General features: G+C 50.4%; 28 protein-coding genes. 20 read left to right on the forward strand and 8 right to left on the reverse strand.

Going from position 1 to position 21,550, the window contains the following annotated elements:
- Positions 1 to 119 precede the first annotated feature (119 nt).
- The 5 genes from JET16_RS25350 to JET16_RS25370 all read left to right on the forward strand — a co-directional run bounded on the left by JET16_RS25350 (position 120) and on the right by JET16_RS25370 (position 5,042).
- Complete coding sequence (locus JET16_RS25350) at positions 120 to 971, forward strand: ATP-binding cassette domain-containing protein (protein ID WP_199621885.1); 852 nt, start codon at positions 120 to 122, stop codon at positions 969 to 971.
- A complete protein-coding gene (locus JET16_RS25355; protein ID WP_199621887.1) occupies positions 947 to 1,813 on the forward strand; it encodes an ATP-binding cassette domain-containing protein in 867 nt (288 codons plus the stop codon). The genes JET16_RS25350 and JET16_RS25355 overlap by 25 nt, the downstream gene beginning before the upstream one ends.
- Positions 1,814 to 2,602 carry an energy-coupling factor transporter transmembrane component T family protein gene (locus JET16_RS25360; protein WP_199621889.1) on the forward strand — a complete coding sequence of 263 codons (789 nt, stop codon included), beginning with the start codon at positions 1,814 to 1,816 and terminating at the stop codon, positions 2,600 to 2,602.
- 63 nt (positions 2,603 to 2,665) lie between these two features.
- Entirely contained in the window at positions 2,666 to 4,429 is a 1,764-nt protein-coding gene (locus JET16_RS25365; protein WP_199621891.1) for a PQQ-dependent sugar dehydrogenase, read from the forward strand.
- Positions 4,430 to 4,469: 40 nt separating this feature from the next.
- A complete protein-coding gene (locus JET16_RS25370) occupies positions 4,470 to 5,042 on the forward strand; it encodes a hypothetical protein (protein WP_199621894.1) in 573 nt (190 codons plus the stop codon).
- Here the strand turns inward: JET16_RS25370 and JET16_RS25375 are convergent.
- Positions 5,005 to 5,769 carry a hypothetical protein gene (locus JET16_RS25375; RefSeq protein ID WP_199621897.1) on the reverse strand — a complete coding sequence of 255 codons (765 nt, stop codon included), beginning with the start codon at positions 5,767 to 5,769 and terminating at the stop codon, positions 5,005 to 5,007. The genes JET16_RS25370 and JET16_RS25375 overlap by 38 nt on opposite strands.
- A 288-nt stretch (positions 5,770 to 6,057) precedes the next feature.
- Between JET16_RS25375 and JET16_RS25380 the strand changes: the two genes are divergently transcribed.
- Complete coding sequence (locus JET16_RS25380; RefSeq protein WP_199621920.1) at positions 6,058 to 6,975, forward strand: NADP-dependent oxidoreductase; 918 nt, start codon at positions 6,058 to 6,060, stop codon at positions 6,973 to 6,975.
- Positions 6,976 to 7,079: 104 nt separating this feature from the next.
- Here JET16_RS25380 and JET16_RS25385 read toward each other — a convergent pair whose 3' ends face one another.
- Entirely contained in the window at positions 7,080 to 7,715 is a 636-nt protein-coding gene (locus tag JET16_RS25385; RefSeq protein ID WP_199621923.1) for a hypothetical protein, read from the reverse strand.
- 161 nt (positions 7,716 to 7,876) lie between these two features.
- Here JET16_RS25385 and JET16_RS25390 point away from each other — a divergent pair, with 161 nt between their 5' ends.
- A complete protein-coding gene (locus tag JET16_RS25390; RefSeq protein WP_199621926.1) occupies positions 7,877 to 8,476 on the forward strand; it encodes a stalk domain-containing protein in 600 nt (199 codons plus the stop codon).
- Positions 8,477 to 8,976: 500 nt separating this feature from the next.
- Here JET16_RS25390 and JET16_RS25395 read toward each other — a convergent pair whose 3' ends face one another.
- The 6 genes from JET16_RS25395 to JET16_RS25420 form a co-directional block, all read right to left on the reverse strand.
- Entirely contained in the window at positions 8,977 to 9,384 is a 408-nt protein-coding gene (locus JET16_RS25395) for a VOC family protein (RefSeq protein ID WP_199621929.1), read from the reverse strand.
- Positions 9,385 to 9,541: 157 nt separating this feature from the next.
- A complete protein-coding gene (locus JET16_RS25400; protein WP_199621939.1) occupies positions 9,542 to 9,976 on the reverse strand; it encodes a DoxX family protein in 435 nt (144 codons plus the stop codon).
- Between the two features lie 28 nt (positions 9,977 to 10,004).
- Positions 10,005 to 10,466, reverse strand: a complete 462-nt coding sequence (locus JET16_RS25405) for a DUF2269 family protein (protein WP_199621951.1) — start codon at positions 10,464 to 10,466, stop codon at positions 10,005 to 10,007.
- A gap of 24 nt (positions 10,467 to 10,490) precedes the next feature.
- Positions 10,491 to 11,084 (reverse strand): TetR/AcrR family transcriptional regulator, encoded by a 594-nt coding sequence (locus tag JET16_RS25410; protein ID WP_199621953.1) that lies wholly within the window; start codon positions 11,082 to 11,084, stop codon positions 10,491 to 10,493.
- A gap of 239 nt (positions 11,085 to 11,323) precedes the next feature.
- Positions 11,324 to 11,653, reverse strand: coding sequence for a YnfA family protein (locus JET16_RS25415; RefSeq protein ID WP_199621955.1), 330 nt, complete (start codon positions 11,651 to 11,653; stop codon positions 11,324 to 11,326).
- Positions 11,653 to 12,066 carry a MerR family transcriptional regulator gene (locus tag JET16_RS25420; protein WP_199621957.1) on the reverse strand — a complete coding sequence of 138 codons (414 nt, stop codon included), beginning with the start codon at positions 12,064 to 12,066 and terminating at the stop codon, positions 11,653 to 11,655. Before JET16_RS25420 ends, JET16_RS25415 begins: the two co-directional genes overlap by 1 nt.
- A 121-nt stretch (positions 12,067 to 12,187) precedes the next feature.
- On the opposite strand from JET16_RS25420, the gene JET16_RS25425 reads away from it, so the two are divergent.
- The 13 genes from JET16_RS25425 (at position 12,188) to JET16_RS25480 (ending at position 21,484) form a co-directional block, all read left to right on the forward strand.
- Positions 12,188 to 12,541 carry a hypothetical protein gene (locus JET16_RS25425; protein WP_199621960.1) on the forward strand — a complete coding sequence of 118 codons (354 nt, stop codon included), beginning with the start codon at positions 12,188 to 12,190 and terminating at the stop codon, positions 12,539 to 12,541.
- A gap of 110 nt (positions 12,542 to 12,651) precedes the next feature.
- A complete protein-coding gene (locus JET16_RS25430) occupies positions 12,652 to 13,053 on the forward strand; it encodes an RrF2 family transcriptional regulator (RefSeq protein ID WP_199621962.1) in 402 nt (133 codons plus the stop codon).
- A gap of 94 nt (positions 13,054 to 13,147) precedes the next feature.
- Positions 13,148 to 14,053: an NAD(P)/FAD-dependent oxidoreductase gene (locus JET16_RS25435; protein WP_199621964.1), complete on the forward strand. Its 906-nt coding sequence runs from the start codon at positions 13,148 to 13,150 to the stop codon at positions 14,051 to 14,053.
- A gap of 145 nt (positions 14,054 to 14,198) precedes the next feature.
- Positions 14,199 to 14,672 carry a DinB family protein gene (locus tag JET16_RS25440; RefSeq protein WP_199621973.1) on the forward strand — a complete coding sequence of 158 codons (474 nt, stop codon included), beginning with the start codon at positions 14,199 to 14,201 and terminating at the stop codon, positions 14,670 to 14,672.
- 479 nt (positions 14,673 to 15,151) lie between these two features.
- Positions 15,152 to 15,850 carry a hypothetical protein gene (locus JET16_RS25445; RefSeq protein WP_199621975.1) on the forward strand — a complete coding sequence of 233 codons (699 nt, stop codon included), beginning with the start codon at positions 15,152 to 15,154 and terminating at the stop codon, positions 15,848 to 15,850.
- A 23-nt stretch (positions 15,851 to 15,873) separates the two neighbouring features.
- The gene (locus JET16_RS25450) at positions 15,874 to 17,085 is read left to right on the forward strand and encodes a hypothetical protein (protein WP_199621977.1); all 1,212 of its coding nucleotides are present in this window, start codon (positions 15,874 to 15,876) and stop codon (positions 17,083 to 17,085) included.
- Positions 17,082 to 17,210, forward strand: coding sequence for a hypothetical protein (locus tag JET16_RS30680; protein WP_267908754.1), 129 nt, complete (start codon positions 17,082 to 17,084; stop codon positions 17,208 to 17,210). The genes JET16_RS25450 and JET16_RS30680 overlap by 4 nt, the downstream gene beginning before the upstream one ends.
- A 127-nt stretch (positions 17,211 to 17,337) precedes the next feature.
- Positions 17,338 to 17,715, forward strand: a complete 378-nt coding sequence (locus tag JET16_RS25455; RefSeq protein WP_199621979.1) for a hypothetical protein — start codon at positions 17,338 to 17,340, stop codon at positions 17,713 to 17,715.
- 424 nt (positions 17,716 to 18,139) lie between these two features.
- Positions 18,140 to 18,781 carry a hypothetical protein gene (locus JET16_RS25460; protein WP_199621981.1) on the forward strand — a complete coding sequence of 214 codons (642 nt, stop codon included), beginning with the start codon at positions 18,140 to 18,142 and terminating at the stop codon, positions 18,779 to 18,781.
- A 270-nt stretch (positions 18,782 to 19,051) separates the two neighbouring features.
- Entirely contained in the window at positions 19,052 to 19,450 is a 399-nt protein-coding gene (locus JET16_RS25465) for a hypothetical protein (protein ID WP_199621983.1), read from the forward strand.
- A gap of 410 nt (positions 19,451 to 19,860) precedes the next feature.
- Positions 19,861 to 20,013, forward strand: a complete 153-nt coding sequence (locus JET16_RS25470) for a hypothetical protein (RefSeq protein WP_199621986.1) — start codon at positions 19,861 to 19,863, stop codon at positions 20,011 to 20,013.
- Between the two features lie 16 nt (positions 20,014 to 20,029).
- The gene (locus tag JET16_RS25475) at positions 20,030 to 20,728 is read left to right on the forward strand and encodes a GntR family transcriptional regulator (RefSeq protein WP_233532241.1); all 699 of its coding nucleotides are present in this window, start codon (positions 20,030 to 20,032) and stop codon (positions 20,726 to 20,728) included.
- A gap of 12 nt (positions 20,729 to 20,740) precedes the next feature.
- The gene (locus tag JET16_RS25480) at positions 20,741 to 21,484 is read left to right on the forward strand and encodes a tyrosine-protein phosphatase (RefSeq protein WP_199621989.1); all 744 of its coding nucleotides are present in this window, start codon (positions 20,741 to 20,743) and stop codon (positions 21,482 to 21,484) included.
- Positions 21,485 to 21,550: the final 66 nt, after the last annotated feature.

Here is a 21,550-nt window from a genome sequence, read left to right on the forward strand (position 1 = left end):
TTTTATACCGGCGTGACCTTGCCATGCAACTCCTGATTTCCGGTATGACAAACGTTTTTTGTTTGAGGTTCTTTTGCCGTCCCCTCAGGCATATATAGCGGTGAGAAAGGGGAGGAAAGATGGAAAAGGGCGCCGATAAGCCGATTATTTCGATGAGAAACGTATTTTTCAGGTATGACAATCAAGAGAAGTGGGCGCTGAAGGGAATTGACCTTGACATTTACCAAGGGGAATGGGTCGCGGTGGCGGGCGGCAACGGCTCCGGTAAATCCACCCTGGCACGGTTAATGAACGCTCTGCTCTTTCCTGTCGAGGGGGAAGTGACCGTGTTCGGCAAGAATCCCTTTAACAAAAAAGATGTATGGGACATACGCCGCCAAGCAGGAATGGTGTTCCAAAATCCCGACGAGCAATCGGTCGGGCAGACGGCAGCGGATGACATCGCCTTCGGGCTCGAGAATCTTGGGGTTCCGGAGCCTGAAATAAGAGAACGGTCCGAAGCGGTTATGAAGCAGCTCGGACTGGCGGATTACAAAAACACCGATCCTTCCCGTTTATCCCCGGGGCGCAGACAGCTGCTCGCGATTGCCGGGGTGTTGGCGATGGAGCCGAAAGCGGTCATCTTCGACGAAGCGTGTTCCATGCTCGATCCGTTGGCGGCGCAGAACGTGTATCGCGCAATGTGTAAACTGCACCGGCAGGGGATGGCGATCATCCATATTACGCATGAGCCCGAGGAAATATATTGGGCCCAACGGATTGTCATTCTCCGCGAAGGAACTGTTTTCGCGAACGGAACGGTGCGGGAGGCGCTGGAAAATTCATATTGGTTGTACGAAGCCGGGTTGCTGCCTCCTTTTGCCGTACGAATCAGAGACGGGCTGTTCCGCGAAGGCATCCGCCTTTCTCCGGATATGACAACGGAAGATCGGCTTCGGGAGGAACTATGGACATTGCTTTCGAGCAAGTAAGCTTTCGGCACGCGAGAGGGACGCCTTTCGAATCGGCGGCTCTGAACGGAATCTCTCTGCACATTCCATCCGGGCAATTTGTCGCTGTCATGGGGCGCACAGGTTCGGGAAAAAGCACATTAGCGCAGATGATCAACGGGCTCATTTTGCCGCAAGAGGGAGAGGTGCGGGTAGGCGCTTACCGGATGGCCGGACATTATCGTACGAATTTGCGGGAGCTTCGGGAGCATGTAGGGTACGTGTTTCAGTATCCCGAACACCAGCTGACCGAGGAGACGGTTTTACACGATATCGGCTATTCGCTGCGGAAGCGGGGGATGGCTGAGCATGTCATCCGCACGCGCGTGATGGAAACGATGGAGCAAGTCGGATTGTCCTCCGACCGGCTGACGGATTGTTCCCCTTATCGCCTGAGCAGAGGGCAAATGCGCAGAGTCGCTCTAGCCGGAGCTTTGATCGGACAACCGAGCATCCTCGTAATGGATGAGCTTACTTCGGGTTTGGATCCGGCCGGCCGTTCCGGGCTTCTTGCACTGGTCCGGTCGCTTCATGAGAAGAAAAAACTGACGATTGTTTACGTCACACATCGGTTGGAAGAGGCGCTGGAGCATGCGGACCGGATCGTGGCGATGCACGGGGGAAAGGTGCACGCGGATCTTAGCCCGGCAGAAGCGCCCCACCGGTTGCGGGAATTGAGGGAAGCGGGACTGCAGGACACACCGTTGTTAAAGCTCATTGATCGGCTCGAACCGGTCCTCCCCGAGCGTGGTAATGTCGAATGCATCGTTAAAGAACGGCAGCTCATTACCTATTTGGCGCAAATGTTGAAGGGAGTCGAATAAGTGGCTCGATTCGGCGAATTTCCGGTCGGACTGTATGTTCCGGGGAAAACTTTTCTTCACCTGCTTGACCCGCGTACTAAGCTGTTCATCCTGCCCCTGTATGTCGCAGGCTTGTTTGCGGCGGATACGGCTCTGAACCTTGGTCTGCACGCGGCGGCCGCATTTTCGGCGATTTGGGTTTCCCGCACTTCTATTTTGTATGTATTACGTATGGTGAAAAGCGTCCTGTTCCTCGTACTTATCATCTGTCTGGTGCAGCTGCAGGCGAACGACGGCCGGCTGTTGTGGTCTTGGGGATGGGTGGACATTTATGACGCGGGATTGCGGGAAGCATTTTTCATGTCGGTCCGGTTCGTATTGCTCATCATTGCGGTATCTTTATTCAGTTTAACCACCTCGCCCGCGCAATTGGCCGGAGGACTTGAGTCGCTTCTTCAGCCGCTGCGCCGTTTGGGATTTTCCCCTTACGATTTCGCATTTACGTTTGTCATCGCACTTCGTTCTATTCCAATCCTGCTTGAAGAAATCGATAAGCTGATCATGTCGCGAGCATCCAGAGGGGCGGATTTCCACAGCCGAAATATCATCCGCCTGGCGGCCGAATGGTCCGGTCTTATAGTCCCTCTGCTTGCCCGGCTGATCCGGCGGGCAGAATATCTTTCCACCGCTATGGAAGCCCGCTGCTTCCGGGGAGGGGAAGGGAGAACACGTCGCAATGCGTTGAAGCCGGGGTGGCGGGACGGGCTCGCAGTATGTTTTATTGCATTGCTTCTGGTCCTTACATATTAGGCAATAGGCCGGAATATACATTATATGGTGTTCGCGAAAGAAGTTAGAGAAGGAGGCACGGCGATGGCGGGTTATATTCCACACGGAATGATCGAAAAACAATACCGCTGGGAGTGGGTCAACACACAGCTTTACCATTATTTGAATCAAACGAACCCTCACGCGAATTTGAAGAACGTGATGTCCGGCTTGCTGCAAAAACAGGAGGCGCAATTGTCCCAATTGATGCGGCTCGCCTCCGCGCACGGAATACGTCCGCACTTATTTCCGATGCACGTTGAATATCAGCCGTTTTCAAAGACGGTTGAAGAGCTGCTTCACAGGGAAGAGCAGCTGCTTCAGGAATATATGAGCTACTCCGTTTATTTTACCCCGTCCCATGCGTTTGACTCCGGCTTGCAGTTCCTTGTAGAAAGCCAAACGGCTCAAGTCAACGCTTTGCTTGCGCTGAAAAACACTTTGCAGCAATTGGAAGGCGCGGAACAACAGGCCGGCTACCGGGAACAAGAGTACGGAAGTTATTTTCTCGAGCAAGGATACAAGCTGGAAAAGGTCGCCGGAGGATTAACCTATCCCACGACGATGGCCTTCGACGACCAAGGCAATATATATATCGTGGAGGCCGGTTATGCGTACGGCGCCCCTCCGGGAGAGGGAAGAATTTTGAGATTGGGAAGAGGCGGCCAATTAACTCCGGTAGCCGGCGGATTTAAAGGACCGGTAACCGGGATCATCTGTCGCGGAGGATATTTCTATGTGGCTGAGGGAGCGATCGCAGGAGGAGACGGACCGGGGTGCGGGAAGATTACGCGCATATCGGTTGACGGAAGCAGGCGCGACATCATCGTGTCGGGGCTTCCGACATGCGGGGATCATTTCACGGGGGATGTCGAATTCGGTCCGGACGGCAGGCTGTATTTCACGGTCGGCACCGCGACGAACTCGGCGGTGGTCGGCGCCGACAACGCGGAGTGGCTGAAGATGCACCCGCGGTTTCATGATACGCCGGCGAGAGATGTGGTGCTCAACGGCACAAATTTCGTTAGTCCCAATCCATTGACTCCGGAGAAAGACGTCGCGGTGACCGGGGTGTACAAACCGTTCGGCACGCCAAGCTACGACGGGGAGATCGTTCGGGGAAAGGGGCTGGCGAACGGCGTACTCTACTGCTGCAATCCGGACGGAAGCGGATTGCAAATCGTGTCCGACGGGTTCCGCAATCCGTTCGGCCTTAAATTTTCACCGTTCAACGGCAAACTGTATTTGACCGATAACGGAGCGGATCCGCGCGGAAGCAGGCAAATCCGCATGGATTGGGACAATTTCTGGGAGGTAACCGCGTTCGGGTGGCACGGGTGGCCGGATTTCTACAGCGGGCTGCCGGTTACGCTGCCGCACTTCCATGTCGAAGGCCAGCCGAAGCCCACGTTCGTGCTGAAGCGGCATCCGGCGCTTGCCGGCCAGCCTCAGGTGCGCTTTGAGCATCACAGCGCTTCGCATAAGTTCGATTTCTCGACGAATCGCGATTTCGGTTACGCGGGGCAAATATTCGTTGCGCAGCTGGGAGGATTGGGGTTCGAGGAGCATGAGAAATTATACGGTTATAAAGTGGTGCGGGCAAATATCGATACGGGCCAAGTCCGCGATTTTCTCGTCAATCCGCTGGGCGAAGCGAACAAGCGGGGACCGATCCGTCCGGTGGAAGCGAAGTTCAATCCCGGAGGCAGCGTACTCTATGTCGTCGATTTCGGGATATTGGGAAGTCCGATCACCGGGAAACCTCCCCAACCGAATACTGGCGCTTTGTGGCGGATCAAGAAGGTGTAAACGATATATTTCGGTTTGCGCTGCGGGAGGCTGTGGAATAATGACGATGTTTCTTTTCAAAGCTGTGACTCAGGACGCACGTGCCGTTCATGGCCACTTTCAGCGTGCAAACACCAATGCTAGAGAGATCATCCATATCGCCTTTCTGGGCGCTTTAGCCGCCGTCCTTCAATCAGCCGGAGGCTTGCTGCCGGGGATCGGTTACATCATCAGCCCCTTGGCTACGGCCCCCATGCTTATGGCGGCGGTTTATTCGATTCGCTCCGGGATAACCGCGTATTTTTTGACGATCATTCTTCTGCTTGTATTGCAGCCTTCTGAACTGGCGGTCTTTCCTTTCACAACGGGATTGCTGGGACTGGTGCTGGGCGCCGCCTTTATCAAACTGGAGAAGAGGATCGGTTTGATTTTGGCGGCTTCCGCGTCGTTATTCGCCGGAATTGCCGCAGTTCTTTACGGCTTGCGCTTCCCGTTGTTGGGGCCGTCCGTTTCCACCTCGATAAAATTCACCGCACTTGTATATATTTATCTCTTTTGTTTCGTCTACGCTTTCATATGGGTTGAACTGGGTATCGTCATCCTTCGCAAATTTCGCCGCATGTTGTCCGGTTGAGGATAAGCACACAATCTTCCCCTGGCAAAATGCACTGTTTAAGCCTCTCGCCGACCGCTTCCGAACTCGGTTCATTGTGGATTTCCCTCGCCCGCTCACGCATGAACCACGTTGTGCCGCAGTGAAACAAGAACGGGGTAAACCGGGCGGCTTGGTTCATAGTGAAACACGGTGATGCACGAAAGAACCACGTTGTGCCGCGGTGAAACAAGAACGGGGTAAACCGGGCGGCTTGGTTCATAGTGAAACACGGTGATGCACGAAAGAACCACGTTGTGCCGCGGTGAAACAAGAACGGGGTAAACCGGGCGGCTTGTTTCATAGTGAAACACGGTGATGCACGAAAGAACCACGTTGTGCCGCGGTGAAACAAGAACGGGGTAAACCGGGCGGCTTGTTTCATAGTGAGACACGGTGGTGCACGAATGAACCACGTTGTGCCGCAGTGAAACAAGAACGGGGTAAACCGGGCGGCTTGGTTCATAGTGAAACACGGTGATGCACGAAAGAACCACGTTGTGCCGCGGTGAAACAAGAACGGGGTAACCCGGGCGGCTTGTTTCATAGTGAAACACGGTGCTGCACGAATGAACCACGTTGTGCCGCGGTGAAACAAGAACGGGGTAAACCGGGCGGCTTGTTTCATAGTGAAACACGGTGGTGCACGCATGAACCACGTTGTGCCGCAGTGAAACAAGAACAGGGTAAACCGGGCGGCTTGTTTCATAGTGAAACACGGTGGTGCACGAATGAACCACGTTGTGCCGTAGTGAAACTTGGCACAGCCAAACTTGCGATCATGTCTAGCTTGAGCAGGCTGCGTGGATACTTACTTATATACTTAAAGGAATAATAAGAATATATAAAAATATATTTTTATTTATTAATCTATCGTAATAAAATAGCATTACACAAGAGGAAATCAGCAAGTCTTCCTGAGAAGAGAAGCCTCGAGACGTGAAAGAGTTCCTCAATAAATTTATTTTTGTTCCATTATTCAAGGAGGCATTATTATATGAGAGCTGCTGCCTTTGCTTCCATCGGCGGGCCGGAAGTCATGAAGGTGATGGAATTTCCGGATCCGCAGGCCGGACCGGGTCAAGTACGGATTCGGGTAAAAGCGGCCGGTGTGCAACATTACGATTGCGCGGTGCGAAGCGGTTGGAAACCGCAAGGTGTGACGATTGAACTTCCGCAAATTCCGGGGAATGAATTCGCCGGCATTGTGGACCAGGTAGGGGATGGAGTAACCGGTGTTTCCGTAGGAAGCGAAGTGCTCGGTTTCTCAATGTTCAAATGCTACGCGGAATATGTTGTAGTCTCAGCCGATCAAATCGTAAGCAAACCCGCGTCCATGTCTTGGGAAGCAGCCGGCGGGTTGACAGGCAACGGTCAAGGCGCTTATATCGCTCTCAAGGCAATTGGAGTCGGGCCGGAAGATACGATTTTGATCCATGGCGCAGCCGGTTCATTGGGCTCCTACGCCGTCCAACTGGCAAAAGAGTGGAGGGCCAAAAAAATCATCGGCACAGCCAGCGAGAGCAACCATGAGTATGTTCGTTCGCTTGGTGCTATACCGGTCACGTACGGGGAAGGGCTGGTCGAACGGGTGAGGGCTATTGCGCCGGAAGGCGTGGACGCCGCGTTCGATACGGCCGGAGCAGATGCCGTCCGTGCATCTGTGGAGCTCGTTAAGGATAGGAACCGTATCTGCACATTTGTCGCATACGACCTTATTGAAGAGCTCGGCCTCCGTCTCGTTCGAGGTGAGCGCTCTGCGGCCCGGCTTGCAGAGTTGGTCGAACTGCATGCAAGCGGAAAGCTGCGCACTCACATTCGCCGGACGTTCCCTCTCGAGCAAGTCGAAGCCGCTCACCGAATGATCGAGACTCGGCACGGCCGCGGTAAAATCGTTCTTACCCTCGGCTATTAAGAGTGTAAAGTAAAATGGCCGGAACTAACAACAAAAAAGCCTGCTTAGTCGTCAATAAGGCTAAGCGGACTTTTTCCATTGTAAGGCGATGACTTATGGAAATGTCACCCCGTCCTGCTCCAGTTTTCCAATTCGTGAAACACCGCCTTCATCATCGCCGACCAAAACGAGAGGTTAGCTCCCGTCTCCAGCAGCTCCTCCACGGTCTGCGGCAATACTGCGACGGTGTGATAGGAATCGATCGCAACCGCTGCCAAGGCAAATCCGACCCCAGCCATTAAAAAAATTCGCGGCCACCGGTACGCCGACATTTCACGGAACAAAAAGTAAAAGACGGCCAATCCGCACAGCGCATATATTGGCATTACCAGGTCCCCCGCCGCCATCCAGGGCAAAAGTTTCATGCCGCTCCTCTCCAGAAATCGTTCGCGCAGCCTTTCGTGCAGCATCAATCTTTCATCCAGCATCAGCATTGCGAATGCAACGGCCATCGCCGACCACAGCCATTGGCGCTGTCTCGCGCTTTCACCGGCGCAGGCAAGGGAAGCAAGCATTGCTGCCGCGAATGCGCATGCAAACAAAAGAACGCTTTGCAGCCATCCCATCGTTGACTTCTCCGCTATGATGTAAAGCCAATAACGCGGCCAAGAAGACGCCATAAGAAACACGGTGAACAGTGCCGCGCCGCACCAAGCCGAAGCTATCCATACCTTTCCGATCATACGCCATTTGGAACTCATAGATCACTCTCCCGTACCAGACAGCGGACTAAATCTTCATCGAATTTTAACAAAACTATCATAAATAGACATAAGCGACAATGCTACTACAGGATAAAAATGTTCTCGTGTAACTTTGTTTCTATCCATTGGAATCCATTTTGCGAGGAGACGTATTGTTCGTGAAAGGGCGAACGATGGTACAGTTGATTGCATTCCATGACCGTACTTACGTGCCGCTGCGTTTTATTTCGGAGACGCTTGGAGGTCGCGTCGCGTACAATGCGATGAAGAAGCGCGCCGTTATCCGCACGCCGTCCGGCCAGCAAGATTACGAAACACTGATGAGCGGAGACTTGACGAAGGCGCGCGAAATCGTCACCGGTCTGCTTTTCGTCTACGAGAACGGTGTGGAGCGGCTCCCGCTGACGGGGGAAGGGTTTACCACCAAGCTAACATTCCCTAAAGGCGAGGCGCTTCGCGTGAAGCAAGACTACAAGGGGATGACTTGGTACGCTGAGGTCGATTCGGACGGTTTGTTGGTCGTGAGGTGGCAGAAGGACAATCTCGGCGAAAAGCGGGAGACCGGGACTACGCCGGAGCCGTTTGGCGAAGCGGTATATTTCACGGATAGCTTTATCGTGAATTCGCTGGCATATGGAACGATCAACGAGGATCGCGTCGAAACGCAATTGGGTCTTATTAACAGAGACGATAACCAAGAGTACAAGGGCGTCATCGTTATTCCGATCGAAGGTGAAGTGCGGACGGATGCGAGGTAAGGCGAACCGAGGCGGAGACCCTGATTGAAACCGGCCGGCTATCACTTTCGTGAACAATTGAACATACTAACTACATCAAAGAAAGTGAAGGGGACCTGTCAAAAAAGCGTTCTCTCACTCTTCCGTTCGCTCAGGACCAGAAAATAATCACGTGAAATTCAAATTTTGCATCACCCCCGCATCAACCTCGTACCAAATCTAGAATCGACTTCAGCCAAACCTTGAATCAACCTCTAATCAAACCTGGATTAGACCCGTATTTTCCCCTCCGGAATTAATTCGGGCATAAAACTGGTGTCAAAACTGGTGTGATTCTGAGGCTAGGGAATAGTGAGCGAACGGTTTTCGCCAGGGACCCTGACGTGCTCCGGCGGCTTCCACCGATGACGATGAAACGAAAGTACGAAAAACCTCCGAGTAAAGCTGAATAATTCGTGAAAAACAACCAACGGCTCTATCGCAAGCAGTGCGAGCAGAGCCGTTGAAGTTTCGATCTCCTATCATCTCCGAGTGAAGATTTGGAACGTAACACCGAACTTATCCGTTATCACACCGTAGGCCGGGCTAAAGTAAATTTCTTGAAGAGGTGTTATGACTTGCCCGCCTTGCTGCAAAGCATCGTAAAATTGTTTTGATTTTTCCATATCGGGAGATGTGATGCAGATTTGAACTCGATGTCCCGGCTGATTGGGCTCATCTGGGAAAGTATCGGCAATAAACAGCTCCGCCTCGCCTATTTTCAAGACGGAATGGGATATACGTTCTTTAGCTTCTTCCGGTACGGTTTCCGGTCCTTCTCCGAATGTTTGCTTAAAGGCGACTTTTGCATCTAACGATCCTTCATAAAACAGGATTGCTTCCTTTGCATTTCCGTCCAGCATGATAAAGGGGATCAACTGCAATGTCATGATTAACAGCTCCTTAAATTATATTTTGTTCTCCAACTATGTTTAGCTGGCTTGGTTCTAATTGTAAATTCTAATAGTGACAGGTGATGTCATAATAATAAAAAAGCCGAATCGCAAACGATCCGGCAAAAAAACTTTCCCCATATATTGTGCGTCGTTAACCCGCCAAAAGGACCGCCGCAATAAAGACAAGCTGCAGCACTGTCCGGACAAACAGCCCAGGTACCGGCCGCCCCCCGATCGTTAATCTTTCCCTGGCCGCCCGAACATTGGCGGGGAACATAGCTATCAGCAGCACCGCCAAACCAATTGAAGCCACTCTAGAGGTGGCAGGGAACAGAATGCCGGCAGCTCCGGCAATTTCAAGCAACCCTGTGGCCGTCACGATCCAATCCGGCCTTGGAAAAGCCTGCGGAACCATGCGGATCAGGTCAGGGCGTCTGGTTCTCCAGTGAGCGGAAGCGGTAAGAAGCAGCATGACGGCGACCGCTCCTTGAAGCGAAGTATGCCAGCCTTCGAAATAGGACAGGCCGACTAGGCCGAGAACCTTGAACAGCAGAAAGGCTGCAACAAGCACATAGAATGGCAGCATCCGGATCTCCCCCTTTAGGATTGGGCTATTAGAAACCTTTCATAACCATAAGGTACAAAATGACGAGCGGCAGCAGTGTAGCGGCGATACCGAAGATAGCCCAAGAACGGGAAGCATCACGGTATGACATGGAGATGCTGCCGATCTCGATGCATTCGGCGCTGTACCAGATCATTCTTCGCTGCAGCGGAATAAGAACGGCCGCCCAGATGATTCCGGTAACGGCTAGTAAAATCAGCGATAAAGTAAGCCAGTTTAACCCCGACAGCGAAAATCCCGCTCGTGCGGCCATTACGCTGCCCGAGACGATGATGAGTGCGAGACCCGGGATCGTAAATACATAATCGGCAAACATGACATTCTTCACTGCACTGTGTATTTCAACCGGGTTTTTCGTCAAATCCGCCCGCACTTTCCAGAAGGCTGCCGTGACGATATTTCCAACGAATAATACGACTCCAATCAGATGAAGCGTTATCCACAAGTTCATAATAGATCTATCCTTCCGCTCCCATTATCGGGATTTCAAAATATCGATAATAAACGACGAGAAATCTTGCGCCTTAAAAGCAGCCGGCGCAAATGGAATGGAGGAACGGACACGCAATCCGAATGTCAGAAGAACGAACATTTCGGCGCTTTTATCCGCATCGACCGATTCCGGAATAACTCCGCGCAGTTGGCCGGTCTCAATCCACTTCCTGGATAAATACACGGACCGCTCATAATACTGCTTGAGCGCTTCCGCGATAACAGGCTGTTCCTCCTTCCCGAGCAAATACATCAGCACTTTGTTCGTCACATCCTGAGCATTTTCATACGCCGAAATACTCTCCGCGATCTTCTGCATCGGCTCATCGAATGATCGGCGGCCTTGCTCCACTTCGTTCATAAAACGCTCGTTCGTCTCCTCGAGCCGCTCCTGCAATACCCAGACAAAGATTTCATCCTTGCTCTTCACATAGTGGAAGATAGCCCCCTTGGACAAGCCCGATTTATCCATGATGTCCTTCATCGTGATGGAATGGCAGCCTTTGTCCCGTATCAGCTCTTTGGTCGTATCAAGCACAAGCCTTGTAGTTTGCTGCCTGCGTTCCTCTTGTTTCAAAGTCGTCCCTCCTGTATGTTTAACCGTATTTACGTCGATCACTTTACATCGTCTTACTCATTATATAAACCGACTATCGGTTTGTAAATAGCGAAGCTACACAACCGCGCGCTCCTTGATCGTAAAGAAATCGCTGAATGAATTATGGCAACAATTGTTCAATTATGGCAACTTTTTTGCCTTATTATGACCAAACATTGCCATAACCGACGAATGAGCTCCACATGTCCGTACTGTGATTATGCTTCTCTAGGTGCCCATAGCATGATGGACACGCCTACAATGCAAATAGTCGCTCCTAGCCAGTCGTACATATCAGGTGTCTTCTTATCGATAATCCAGCCCCACAGAACGGCTAGAACCACAAATATGCCGCCATAAGCGGCATAGACTCGCCCGAATGATGGGAAGCTTTGCAGTGTTGGAATGATGCCGTACAAAATTAGTATGATGCCACCGACGACTCCATACCAAAAAGGCTTCGATTCCCGCAGCCAAAGCCAAACCAGATACCCACCGCCTATCTCAGCCAGACCGGCAAGCACAAAAATGAATACTGCCATCAACATTACAGTTTACCCCGCTTCCTAACACGTCCCGCTTTTTCAATTTTCTCTAAACATTCCGACCAGGTAAGGCATTTGCAGCTTAGCCCGTTGTCTAGAATTTGTATCATCGAATTGATTTGTTTCTTTCGCTCTTCAAGTTCGGAGCGTTTTTGCTTCGCCATCCGCTCCCAACGCTCCGAAAGCGAATCCCCGGCTTCAAAGCCTTCTAGCAAAACAACGATTTCCTGGATGCTAAAACCGGTCTGCTGCGCGATTTTGATAAAATGAATGCGGTCCAGCAGCCCTTCGTCATACCGGCGTTGTCCGTGTTTGCGTTCCGGAGCAGGAAGCAAACCGACGGACTCATAATAACGCAGAGCAGATGCGTTTAATTCTGCTCTTGCCGCGAGTTGACCAATACTTAGCCCTGCCACAACTATTAACACCCCTTGACTTAAAGTTAACTTTAAGTTTTATACTTCGATTATAACTTGAATTGGAAGACGATGTAAATAAAAAAGGGTGTCCAGTACAAAGTGAAAGGGGATAGGCGACATGAGTAAACAATTTCCGGTCGCTTGCTGCCATACGGTTTTTACGAAAGAGCAGCGGGCGGAATACAAAAGTATTTGGGGAGAGTTGGAGACAAGAAGGATCGGCATAACGGAACTTGAAAACGGGTACCAATATCAATTCCCAGGAGATTCGGAAACGCTGCGGCTCGTGAATGAATGGGTGAGCATGGAACGGAAATGCTGTCCGTTCATAACGTTTTCTGTTATAGCAAGCAACGAAGAGGAACCGGTTTTGCTTGAGCTTACCGGAAACGAAGAAACAAAAGCGTTTTTGCGTACGGATATTCAAGGCAAGATTAATATGATTACATCGATAAACGAAGAGATAAATTAATCCGCAATTAATTAACATCGTGGCTCTCACTCAATAAAAGGCATGCACACTTGCCAAAGAGACAAAATAAAGCTATTATAGGGTCATAAAGTCTTTTATTGAGGTGATCCATGAAATTTTCCCAAGCAACGGATTACGCGCTTCATGCTATGCTTTATCTGGTGAGTGAAGCACCGGATAAACCTGTAAGCGTCCAACTTCTGGCCGAAAAATTGGGCGTTTCCCAAACCTATCTGTCCAAAATGTTGACCAAGTTGGTCAAGGCGGGGTTAATCCAATCCGTGTCAGGCGTAAATGGCGGGTATCGGCTTCGACGCAACCGGGAAGACATTTCGTTTCTGGACATTATTCATGCGATCGAAGGCACAGCTTCGCTGTTCGAATGCAGCTTCAACCACGGCAGCGAGTGTCTGATTCAACAGGTCGTAATCGAAGCCGAACGGCAGATGGAACAATATTTGCAGAATAAAAAAATATCCGAACTGGCCGGACAATTCAAGGGGATTGGATAATCCGCCGTTCTTTTCCGGTTTAATTACAGACATAATAAGTCTGTTATATCCTTAATGGGAAAGTATATCTCCGCACTGCGGAAGGAGGATAACTATGGAGTACGATTGCGCAATTATAGGTGGAGGTCCGGCGGGACTAAATGCGGCATTGGTGTTGGGGAGGGCGAGAAGAAGCGTGGCGCTGTTCGATAACAATCGGCCCCGAAATGCGGTTACGCATGCCTCTCATGGCTTTCTTACCCGTGACGGCGTTAGTCCGGCCGAGTTTCGGCGCATCGCTTACGAGGAGGTGCTGCGTTACCCTTCGGTAGCGTACTATCGCGCCAAAGTATCGGATGTCAGCAAGCTTCAAGACGGTTTTCGGATCATCGCGGAGAGCGGCGAACCGATCCGATCCCGCAAGCTGTTGATCGCAACCGGTCTTAAGGAAATTTTTCCGGATATTCCCGGGTTAACGGAAATGTACGGAAAGAGCCTGTTTCATTGCCCTTATTGCGACGGTTGGGAGCTTCGGGACCAGCCGCTGATTGTGGTGTCGGAGAGTCCGAGAGTGTATTATATGGCCAAGCTGCTCTACAATTGGAGCCGTGACCTCGTCATCTGCACAAACGGCCGCAGCGTTCTGACGGATGAGCAAAAGCAAGTGCTTGCTTCTCGAAATATCATAGTGACGGAACAAACGGTAGCGGCATTCCACGGCAGCGAAGGGAAGCTGCGACAGGTGGAATTCACAGACGGTTCGCGGATTGAAAGAAGGGGAGGTTTCGTGACACCGCAGTGGTTGCCGCAGGTTGTCTTTCGCGAAGAGCTTGGTTATGAAGCGACGGAGCTGGGGGGAATCCTTACCGATGAATCGGGAAAAAGCTCGGTACCCGGCTTGTTTGCCGCCGGGGAAGCCGCTTCAGGCGCCCCCTCGCATCTGATCGTGGCAGCGGCGGCCGGCAGTACGGCGGCTGTCGCCATCAACACAGAATTGATGGAAGAGGATTTCGCCTCCTGAACGATAACTATACCGGAGAATATGAACCGTAATTAGGGCAACCGATGAAACAAGATTGGTTGCCTTACCTGTTTTTTACGGGCGGATTGCAACGATACATATTTATGGTAAAATTACCGCTAATATAAAGTAGGGAGTGGGGACGATGGAACATTTTTTATTCAAGCAGTTAGCCTTCGTGAGAAGCCAGACCTTAAAATTGATGGATGGTGTCACTGAGGAGCTCGCGGAGCGGATCCCCGATGGGTTCCGCAATAATATCCGGTGGAATCTTGGGCATATTTATGTCGTGCTGGAACGTTTCGCCTTTCAATACATAGGTCTTCCGCAGCATTTGCCTGAAGGGTTTAAGGAACGGTTTGAATACGGAACCTCGCCCTTAAATACTCCGGACTCCGTCCTCGTTCCAACACTGCAAGAACTGGAGACGCTCCTCAAAGAACAGCATCAGCGGATTCATGAAGCTCTTGCTAACCGACTGCAGGAAAAGGTTACGCCTTACACAACTTCCGCCGGGATAACACTGGATACGCCGGAACAATTCCTCAGTTTGAACTTATATCATGAAGGCATGCACTTGAGCGTCATTAAGCTTTATAAATCGCTATTATCGCGATAATACGGAGAAAGTCGAATGACCGCCGGAGACGGCGGTTATTTTTATCTTGACGATGGTTGATTTGATGGGTGCTTGATTGCGATTCTGGGGGATGGTGACCTTTTTCAAAAAGGTTCTCTCATTCTCCCGTTCGCTCAGGACGTGGACGTAAAGACTCGTTACAACAGGGATATAAGACGACGGTCCTTTCATACAGGAATCATAACACAGCAGTTCTTCTGAGGCTTTGGTATAGTGAGCGTACGGTTTTTGCAAGCACCCTATCACCGCCGGCGTGGGATCCTCGATTGGATAGGAATATAGCAAGTGTGGAGTAGAAACATTTTTCATTTATGAGCGTCTTTATATGTAGTATCCATAGGGGGTTCTCGATTAAATGTACACCAAGACAGCAGCAATATTATTAATCGCGGCATTCGTTGCGGGCTGCGCTGCGCAGGAGCAGGGACAGGAACTGCTCGAGAGTGCAGCGGCAACCAATGCCGACGAATACCGAAACGACTTCTACTGTAGATTCGTCGTCTGCCGCCGAACAGAAACAAGACGATGTTTTACCCGAAATCATACAGCTGCAGTATACTCCTGTTCAATTGACCGATGTCCCCATACAACAGCCTCAAGACGACTGGAGTCAGTTGAAATCGGTACCGTTCGGCGCCTTCAAGGGAACCCCCGTGGTGTTGGATATATACGAAGAGCCCGGTGAAGACGGTTCTCGCAGCATGTTGCGCGGATATATCAAGGTGTCAGACAAAAGTTACCTCATACCGGACGAGTTATCTTCAAGTGTTTTGGAAGAGAAAGATGGAAGTCTGTACGTGCTCGAGCGGTATTTTCCCGTCTCCGGAAAACAGTTTTATATTTTGGGCGGTGTCGAGCTGTTTTCCAATGGACCGGGTCGAGTCGGTTACTTGACCTACCAAGAGGAGCACGATAAATGGTCTTTCTTTGATGTGTGGGGAAAACCGAGCTTTCAGGATCTTGATTCGAACAATGAAGCCGAATTTATTATAGAGTTCCCGGGACTGCACTTGCACTTTTCGGACGTCGTCTTTTTCCGATTCGTACCGGACGTTGGCTTGATGTCGGCAACAGCCAAACCGTCGGAGCATGCCGATGGACGACCGATGTTCGCTGACCTAGGCCGCGGCGGGAAGCTCATTAAGATAGTCCAATAATATTTCCGGGGGAGTGAAGAGGCGTGAGGATTGCGGTACGTTTTGCGATGGTATGTTTATTCGTATTTGTGCTGATGGGGTGCGAGGAGGTTATAAAGGATGCCGCGGTCGGACCGGGACCAGGACCGGAACAGAAGCCGGTTCAACCGCAGCCTGCCATTCCTTTCGATCAATATGTAAAGCTGCCCCCTAATCACTACATTCACCGGTTGGAAGTGCTCGGCGACCGCCAACTGAATGTGAAGGTGCGGGACGCTTCAGCGGATCGCTTGTATTATGCCGAAATCGATATGGGCGAGAAGGTAATCAAGGAAATCGGAGAAATCGAGGAAGATACGGGTGTCCGCAAATGGCAAAGAACGAGCCCTTCCGGCGACTGGACTGCGGAGTGGAGTATGGATATTGCGGGCATATGGGGCGTATCCGTTAAAACAGGTGAGAAAATACAATGGACCAAAGGTGAAGGTGATTGGAGCCCGGTATGGCTCAGTGACGGAACCGGCTTTTATTATTTGTACGCAACAGACAAAAACTTGGGAGACGGAGCCGGTCCCGAACATACGCTGGCGCATTATGATACTGAGTCGGGAAAGAAAACCGTTTTGTCTTATGAACGGGGTTTCTGGGGTACCATCAACTGGCTTGAACAGGATCGATGTCTTGTTGCGTACAACGGTTTTGATGATGTGTTCGGCGTGAAGGTCGTTAATTTGCAAGACGGTACCGAGAAGCAGATTTTGGATACGTCCGATATGTACTATGCGGATGTCGAGATTCATCCGGCAAAACCTCTGCTGCTTATATCGGATCAAGGCAAGTTTACTTGGTATGACTGCAACGGGGATGAAGCGGGCCGCCTTCCTTGGCCTGACGGGTTGGATGAATATACGAAGAAGAACGACTCATATGCGGACGGAGGAGATTTTTACGAGTCGCCTTACTACGAAATGGACGCCGGCGGCGGGAGCGTAGGTCCCCATCGTCTTCAATATTCGCCGGATGGGCGTCATCTTGCGTATTTGCTCGGGGCAATCGGCTGGAGCGTCGATGACAAAATTCCAGGCGCGAAGCTCGTGGTGAGCCGCGACGACGGAACGGAGCCCGCTTTTGTCATGCGGGACTATGTCAGAGTCATCGACTACGCGTGGGGTCCTTCCTCGGACCGGTTGTTCGTCGCGTTCCAGATCGACGGCGAGCAAAACCAAGTATATGTGGGAGAGATTGAAACGGAATGAAACATGCAAAATGGCTGATAGCTGGCTTAGTAGCCGGTTTAATCGCAGCGGGTTGGTTTATTTATCTGAATAATGCGCATGACTCGTATGACCCGTATGCAGGAATGTCCATCATCCCGGCATGACTTTTATTTACGTCAACTTCCCGGCCATGGTTGGAAGAATGAGTATAATAGTACAACACGTATGGCTAACAGCACGCAGGCAGTAGGATTCAATACCAGGTGAAGAAAAGAAGGGTTTGACGGCGAGTTGTGGATTTGGGCTCATTATGATGAACTGGATGACCAAACAGTGGTTGTATTCGATAAGCAGCGAGTCTTCACTTCAACAACCTGGATTCGTAATGTGCCGTCAACTATTTGCATTTACCTGAGAGAAGGTGATGGAAACTGTGACGAAATAAATGATAAAGCCAAAATTACTGCCATTGCCGATCTCATTAACAACGCCATTGATTGGGAAGAAGGAACGTCGCCACGCGAGCGTACCAGTATTGTCGATTTTGGAACTATAAGTGTAAGAGTCCTATATGAAAGCGATAAAGAAATATATTTTGTTTCGGAACAAGGTACCAAATTGATGAAACCGGAACGCGAGTTCTTTGAGCTAACGAACCTCCCGCGATAACGGCAGCACCGAAGATGAAACAAATCGCTAAATAAAGCCAACAAGGAACTTCTCTCCTGAGGCGTGGGAATAATGATCCAACGGTTCTCGCGAATAGGTCTGGACGTAATGGACCTGTAACGACGACATAGCGAAGCGGACAAAGGCTGCCGGCCAAAAAATCGGCGGTCTTTCTTCGTTATGGAGTGGTAACATTTTTCGATTTTCAGCGTTAGAGTAACTAGGGGGAATGATTCAACAGTTAGAGGCAATGACGAAAAACTCGTTTTAAGGATTTCACGCCGGAGGCGACGGCCGAATTTGCCGAAAAATATCAAAAACTAAAAATTTGTCCCGTTTGAAAAGATGTACAATAAAACAAAGGGGTTGTCCGGGGGCGATTGTAGAAGAGCAACGCAAGCGCATATATGGGTGAGGTGATGTTATGATGAGAAAATACATAATGGCGTTTCTCTGCTTCTGGCTTCTGATTTCGGGAGTCATTGCATTGGAGCCGTCGGAGGCAGGGGCCTGTTCTTGCGCGGAACCGCCGCCGATCGCCGAAGATGTGGAGCGGAAGACGGCGGTATTCACGGGAACGGTATTGGAGATCGAACTGCCGAGGCAAGGCTTGGTTCGGTCTACCGCCGATTCGGTGCAGGTGCTGTTTGAAGTGGATGCCGCTTGGAAGGGAGTCGACGCGACACAAGTGGTGGTCCATACGGCAAGAAGCAGCGACAGCTGCGGTTATGAAGGCTTCGAGACGGGGCGTTCTTATCTCGTGTTTGCGTATGGCGCGCCGGAGAAGCTGGAGACCGGCTTGTGCGAGCGGACGTCGCCGCTCGGCTCGGCGGAGGCGGACACCGTGATCGCACAGCTTGGAGAGGCGCACATGCCTGTGAACAAAGTGGACTTGACCACCGGAGCGTCCGGGCAGGACATGAGTGCAGGGGCAACCGGACAAGACATGACGTCCGGCGAAACAAGGAGCTTTGGTTTCAGATTTTCTGCTATCATTGCAGTGAGCGTCCTTTCGCTAATTGTCGTAGCTTTGTTCGCATGGAGATCGACGAGCCGGCGAAGTTGAAGAAGCTATTTTTATGGGGGAACGATTACTTGAAAAATACAAAAAATTTCGCCATGGCACATTTTCCTTGGAAAATACGGACCGGCGTGAGCCGCTGTACGATTCTCCGCTGATCGGGCAATATCCTTTAGCGGTTCCCTGCCGAAGTAATACCAACGAATTGACATCTCATCATAATGGGTGTATATACACATATAAGGAGACAAATTCACTATTACGACGCTTAATGAATCTATTTCAATCAATTAAGCAAAAAGGAGAATTGTTAGGATGATGAAAAATAATAAAATACAGCTAGGGCTGCTAGCGATTATAGCAGTGTGGTTTGTAGCATCGATTACGATGAGCCTAGTCGGTCTTTTTGACCAGCCAGGCGAGCCGCCGGTCTATTTCGGTCTATTTTTGGGTGGATCAATAATGAGCTTTTTACTAGTATATGCGATAAGCAGAAGCATGAGAGAAGCACTTTTCGCCATCCCCTTATGGCTGATAGTCGCCATGCACCTTTTACGAATAGTCGGCATTTTTTTCATTATCGATGCCCTAACTGGTATGTTGCCGCCTCTGTTTGGCTGGCCCGCCGGAATCGGTGATATTGTGGCTGCGATCATAAGTGTTCCGCTCGTTATTGCGCTAAAACGGAGGACACCGTTCAAAACAGCTTCGTAACGGTTTCATTGCCTGGAATATATTTGGGCTGATAGATTTGTTCTCGGCTGTTAGTTTAGGGCTTTTATACTCCAAGAGCGTTGTAGGCGTCCTAAGCCAGCCCGGTCTGGATAGCCAAGCTCTAACACATATGCCACTTAGCCTCTTAACGGCAAGCCAAAATGAACATAACGATAGGCACGTAAAGGGATACCGCGGAGTTGGACTATCTGAAGATGTCCGTGGGATAACTGCCGAAAAAGCACGAAAACAAAGGACCGTCAGGGATCGATTTATCCCTGGCGGTTTTTCTTACGTCATTCCAGCTCTACAGTTAATAAAAACTCAATACCAAGATAATATACAGCTTACATACAAGTTGAATAATTGCCTTAGTCATAGTTTTAAAAAAATAGAAAAAGAGTGAGATCATGCAGTCCGTACAGTTGGAAAACAATAACAAAGCCATGTTTTACGAGCAAAATCCAGTTACTACGGGCAAGCGTCCTTGGTTCGGCAGCCTTCCGGATCATTTGACCGAAGATTTTTCATTCGCCAGCGTCAAATTATTGATTCCTTCGTAAAAGGCGGTCTGCGTTAATGAATTCACCTTTGTCAAATCAACAACCCATAATTCAAATGAAAGGAGCGGCAAAGCCTTCACTGGAAAAGAAAGCATACCAAGAGCTTCGCCGGCGCATTATTAACGGCAATTATTTGCCCGGCACGCTGCTGTCGGAGAATGAATTGGCCGATGAGCTGAATATGAGCCGGACCCCGATTCGGGCGGCTATCTCGTTATTGGAGAACGAAGGTTTCCTGGAGACGAGCCGGGGACGCGGCGTTTTCGTCAAAGAAATATCGTTACGTGAGTTTCACGAAATGTTTGAAGTGCTCGTGTCTATGCAGCTCTATGCGTTCGATATGGCTGTCAAACGGGGGCTTTCCTTTGATTTGGAGGCACTCCTAAGCCATCTGGACCGGCAAATCCTCGCGGCTGAAGAGGAGGACTATTCGTCTTATTACGAAAGCTATCTGCAATTTGTAGAAACGATTGTGTCAACCGTTAAAAACCGGAACATGCTTCAGGTGCTCGAGCAAGTTAAAGGCAAGTATCTGTTTAGGACGGTTTCCTACCGTAAAATGAATTCTCAAACTTTGTCCAAACCGAGACAAGCGAAAAGGGCCAATATGCAAATCTACGAAGCGCTTGAGCGCGGCGATATAGCCGGTGCAAAAGAAGCGGTCTATGAACTCAACGATCTGGTATATGAGCAAATAAAGAAATTCGATATGTAAGCAGGCTGCTTCATGCATACACATTTGGAAAGTGAACAGCGCGTCGTTCAGGTTGAAGGCGCCTATAATGTACGCGACTTAGGCGGATACAAGACGAATGACGGACGAACGACACGTTGGGGAGTGTTATTCCGGGCGGACGGTTTGCACAAGTTGACCGAGGAGAGCCGGCAAGCACTAATGAACAAGGGAGTCCGCACGGTAATCGACTTGCGGCACTCCAAGGAGCTCGAGAGTAAAAAGAATGTGTTCAGCGATTCCGATAAAGTGAACTATTACAATGTCAGTCTGATCAACCCGTCGGCCGCGGGCAGTGCGGAAATTCGCAGTTTGGGAGACTTGTATATCAACATGATCGAGAGCTCTCAGACTGAACTGCTTCGCGTATTCGGCTTGCTCGCCGATGAGAGCGGCGGTCATGCGGCGCTCTTCCACTGCGCGGCAGGCAAGGATAGGACAGGCGTTGTGGCTGCTTTATTGTTGGATCTAGCCGGCGTCCCGCATGAGACGATTGCGGAGGACTACGCCCTTACGGCTTCATGTATCGCTCCGATTATGGAAGAGCTGAGGAGCGCGCGCCCTCCTGCGGTGCCAGAGGAAATTTACGAGAGCTTTCTTGGGAGCGATCCGGACAATATGATGGATATGCTGCACCATGTAGAACGCCGTTACGGCAATGCCGAACGCTATCTGCTTTCCATCGGCGTTTCGGACGCGCAAATTCAAGCTTTAAAAGACAAGTTTATTAAAAGCTGAATAATGTAAACTTTATACCATAATGGGTAAGATAGACGATGATGAGAAAACATACAAAATTACGTG

The organism is Paenibacillus alkalitolerans (genome assembly GCF_016482785.1).
GTDB lineage: Bacteria > Bacillota > Bacilli > Paenibacillales > YIM-B00363 > Paenibacillus_AE > Paenibacillus_AE alkalitolerans.

Bases quoted from the DNA above. Each gene is read 5' to 3' on its own strand.
- JET16_RS25430 (WP_199621962.1), top strand. From the start codon at position 12,652: ATGAAATTTTCCCAAGCAACGGATTACGCGCTTCATGCTATGCTTTAT.
- JET16_RS25385 (WP_199621923.1), bottom strand. From the start codon at position 7,715: ATGAGTTCCAAATGGCGTATGATCGGAAAGGTATGGATAGCTTCGGCT.
- JET16_RS25375 (WP_199621897.1), bottom strand. From the start codon at position 5,769: ATGAAACAAGCCGCCCGGTTTACCCTGTTCTTGTTTCACTGCGGCACA.
- JET16_RS25445 (WP_199621975.1), top strand. From the start codon at position 15,152: ATGCCGACGAATACCGAAACGACTTCTACTGTAGATTCGTCGTCTGCC.
- JET16_RS25435 (WP_199621964.1), top strand. From the start codon at position 13,148: ATGGAGTACGATTGCGCAATTATAGGTGGAGGTCCGGCGGGACTAAAT.
- JET16_RS25480 (WP_199621989.1), top strand. From the start codon at position 20,741: ATGCATACACATTTGGAAAGTGAACAGCGCGTCGTTCAGGTTGAAGGC.
- JET16_RS25405 (WP_199621951.1), bottom strand. From the start codon at position 10,466: ATGAACTTGTGGATAACGCTTCATCTGATTGGAGTCGTATTATTCGTT.
- JET16_RS25350 (WP_199621885.1), top strand. From the start codon at position 120: ATGGAAAAGGGCGCCGATAAGCCGATTATTTCGATGAGAAACGTATTT.
- JET16_RS25365 (WP_199621891.1), top strand. From the start codon at position 2,666: ATGGCGGGTTATATTCCACACGGAATGATCGAAAAACAATACCGCTGG.
- JET16_RS25460 (WP_199621981.1), top strand. From the start codon at position 18,140: ATGATGAGAAAATACATAATGGCGTTTCTCTGCTTCTGGCTTCTGATT.
- JET16_RS25400 (WP_199621939.1), bottom strand. From the start codon at position 9,976: ATGCTGCCATTCTATGTGCTTGTTGCAGCCTTTCTGCTGTTCAAGGTT.
- JET16_RS25415 (WP_199621955.1), bottom strand. From the start codon at position 11,653: ATGTTGATGGCAGTATTCATTTTTGTGCTTGCCGGTCTGGCTGAGATA.
- JET16_RS25470 (WP_199621986.1), top strand. From the start codon at position 19,861: ATGCAGTCCGTACAGTTGGAAAACAATAACAAAGCCATGTTTTACGAG.
- JET16_RS25380 (WP_199621920.1), top strand. From the start codon at position 6,058: ATGAGAGCTGCTGCCTTTGCTTCCATCGGCGGGCCGGAAGTCATGAAG.
- JET16_RS25370 (WP_199621894.1), top strand. From the start codon at position 4,470: ATGACGATGTTTCTTTTCAAAGCTGTGACTCAGGACGCACGTGCCGTT.
- JET16_RS25425 (WP_199621960.1), top strand. From the start codon at position 12,188: ATGAGTAAACAATTTCCGGTCGCTTGCTGCCATACGGTTTTTACGAAA.
- JET16_RS30680 (WP_267908754.1), top strand. From the start codon at position 17,082: ATGAAACATGCAAAATGGCTGATAGCTGGCTTAGTAGCCGGTTTAATC.
- JET16_RS25465 (WP_199621983.1), top strand. From the start codon at position 19,052: ATGATGAAAAATAATAAAATACAGCTAGGGCTGCTAGCGATTATAGCA.
- JET16_RS25395 (WP_199621929.1), bottom strand. From the start codon at position 9,384: ATGACATTGCAGTTGATCCCCTTTATCATGCTGGACGGAAATGCAAAG.
- JET16_RS25475 (WP_233532241.1), top strand. From the start codon at position 20,030: ATGAATTCACCTTTGTCAAATCAACAACCCATAATTCAAATGAAAGGA.
- JET16_RS25440 (WP_199621973.1), top strand. From the start codon at position 14,199: ATGGAACATTTTTTATTCAAGCAGTTAGCCTTCGTGAGAAGCCAGACC.
- JET16_RS25355 (WP_199621887.1), top strand. From the start codon at position 947: ATGGACATTGCTTTCGAGCAAGTAAGCTTTCGGCACGCGAGAGGGACG.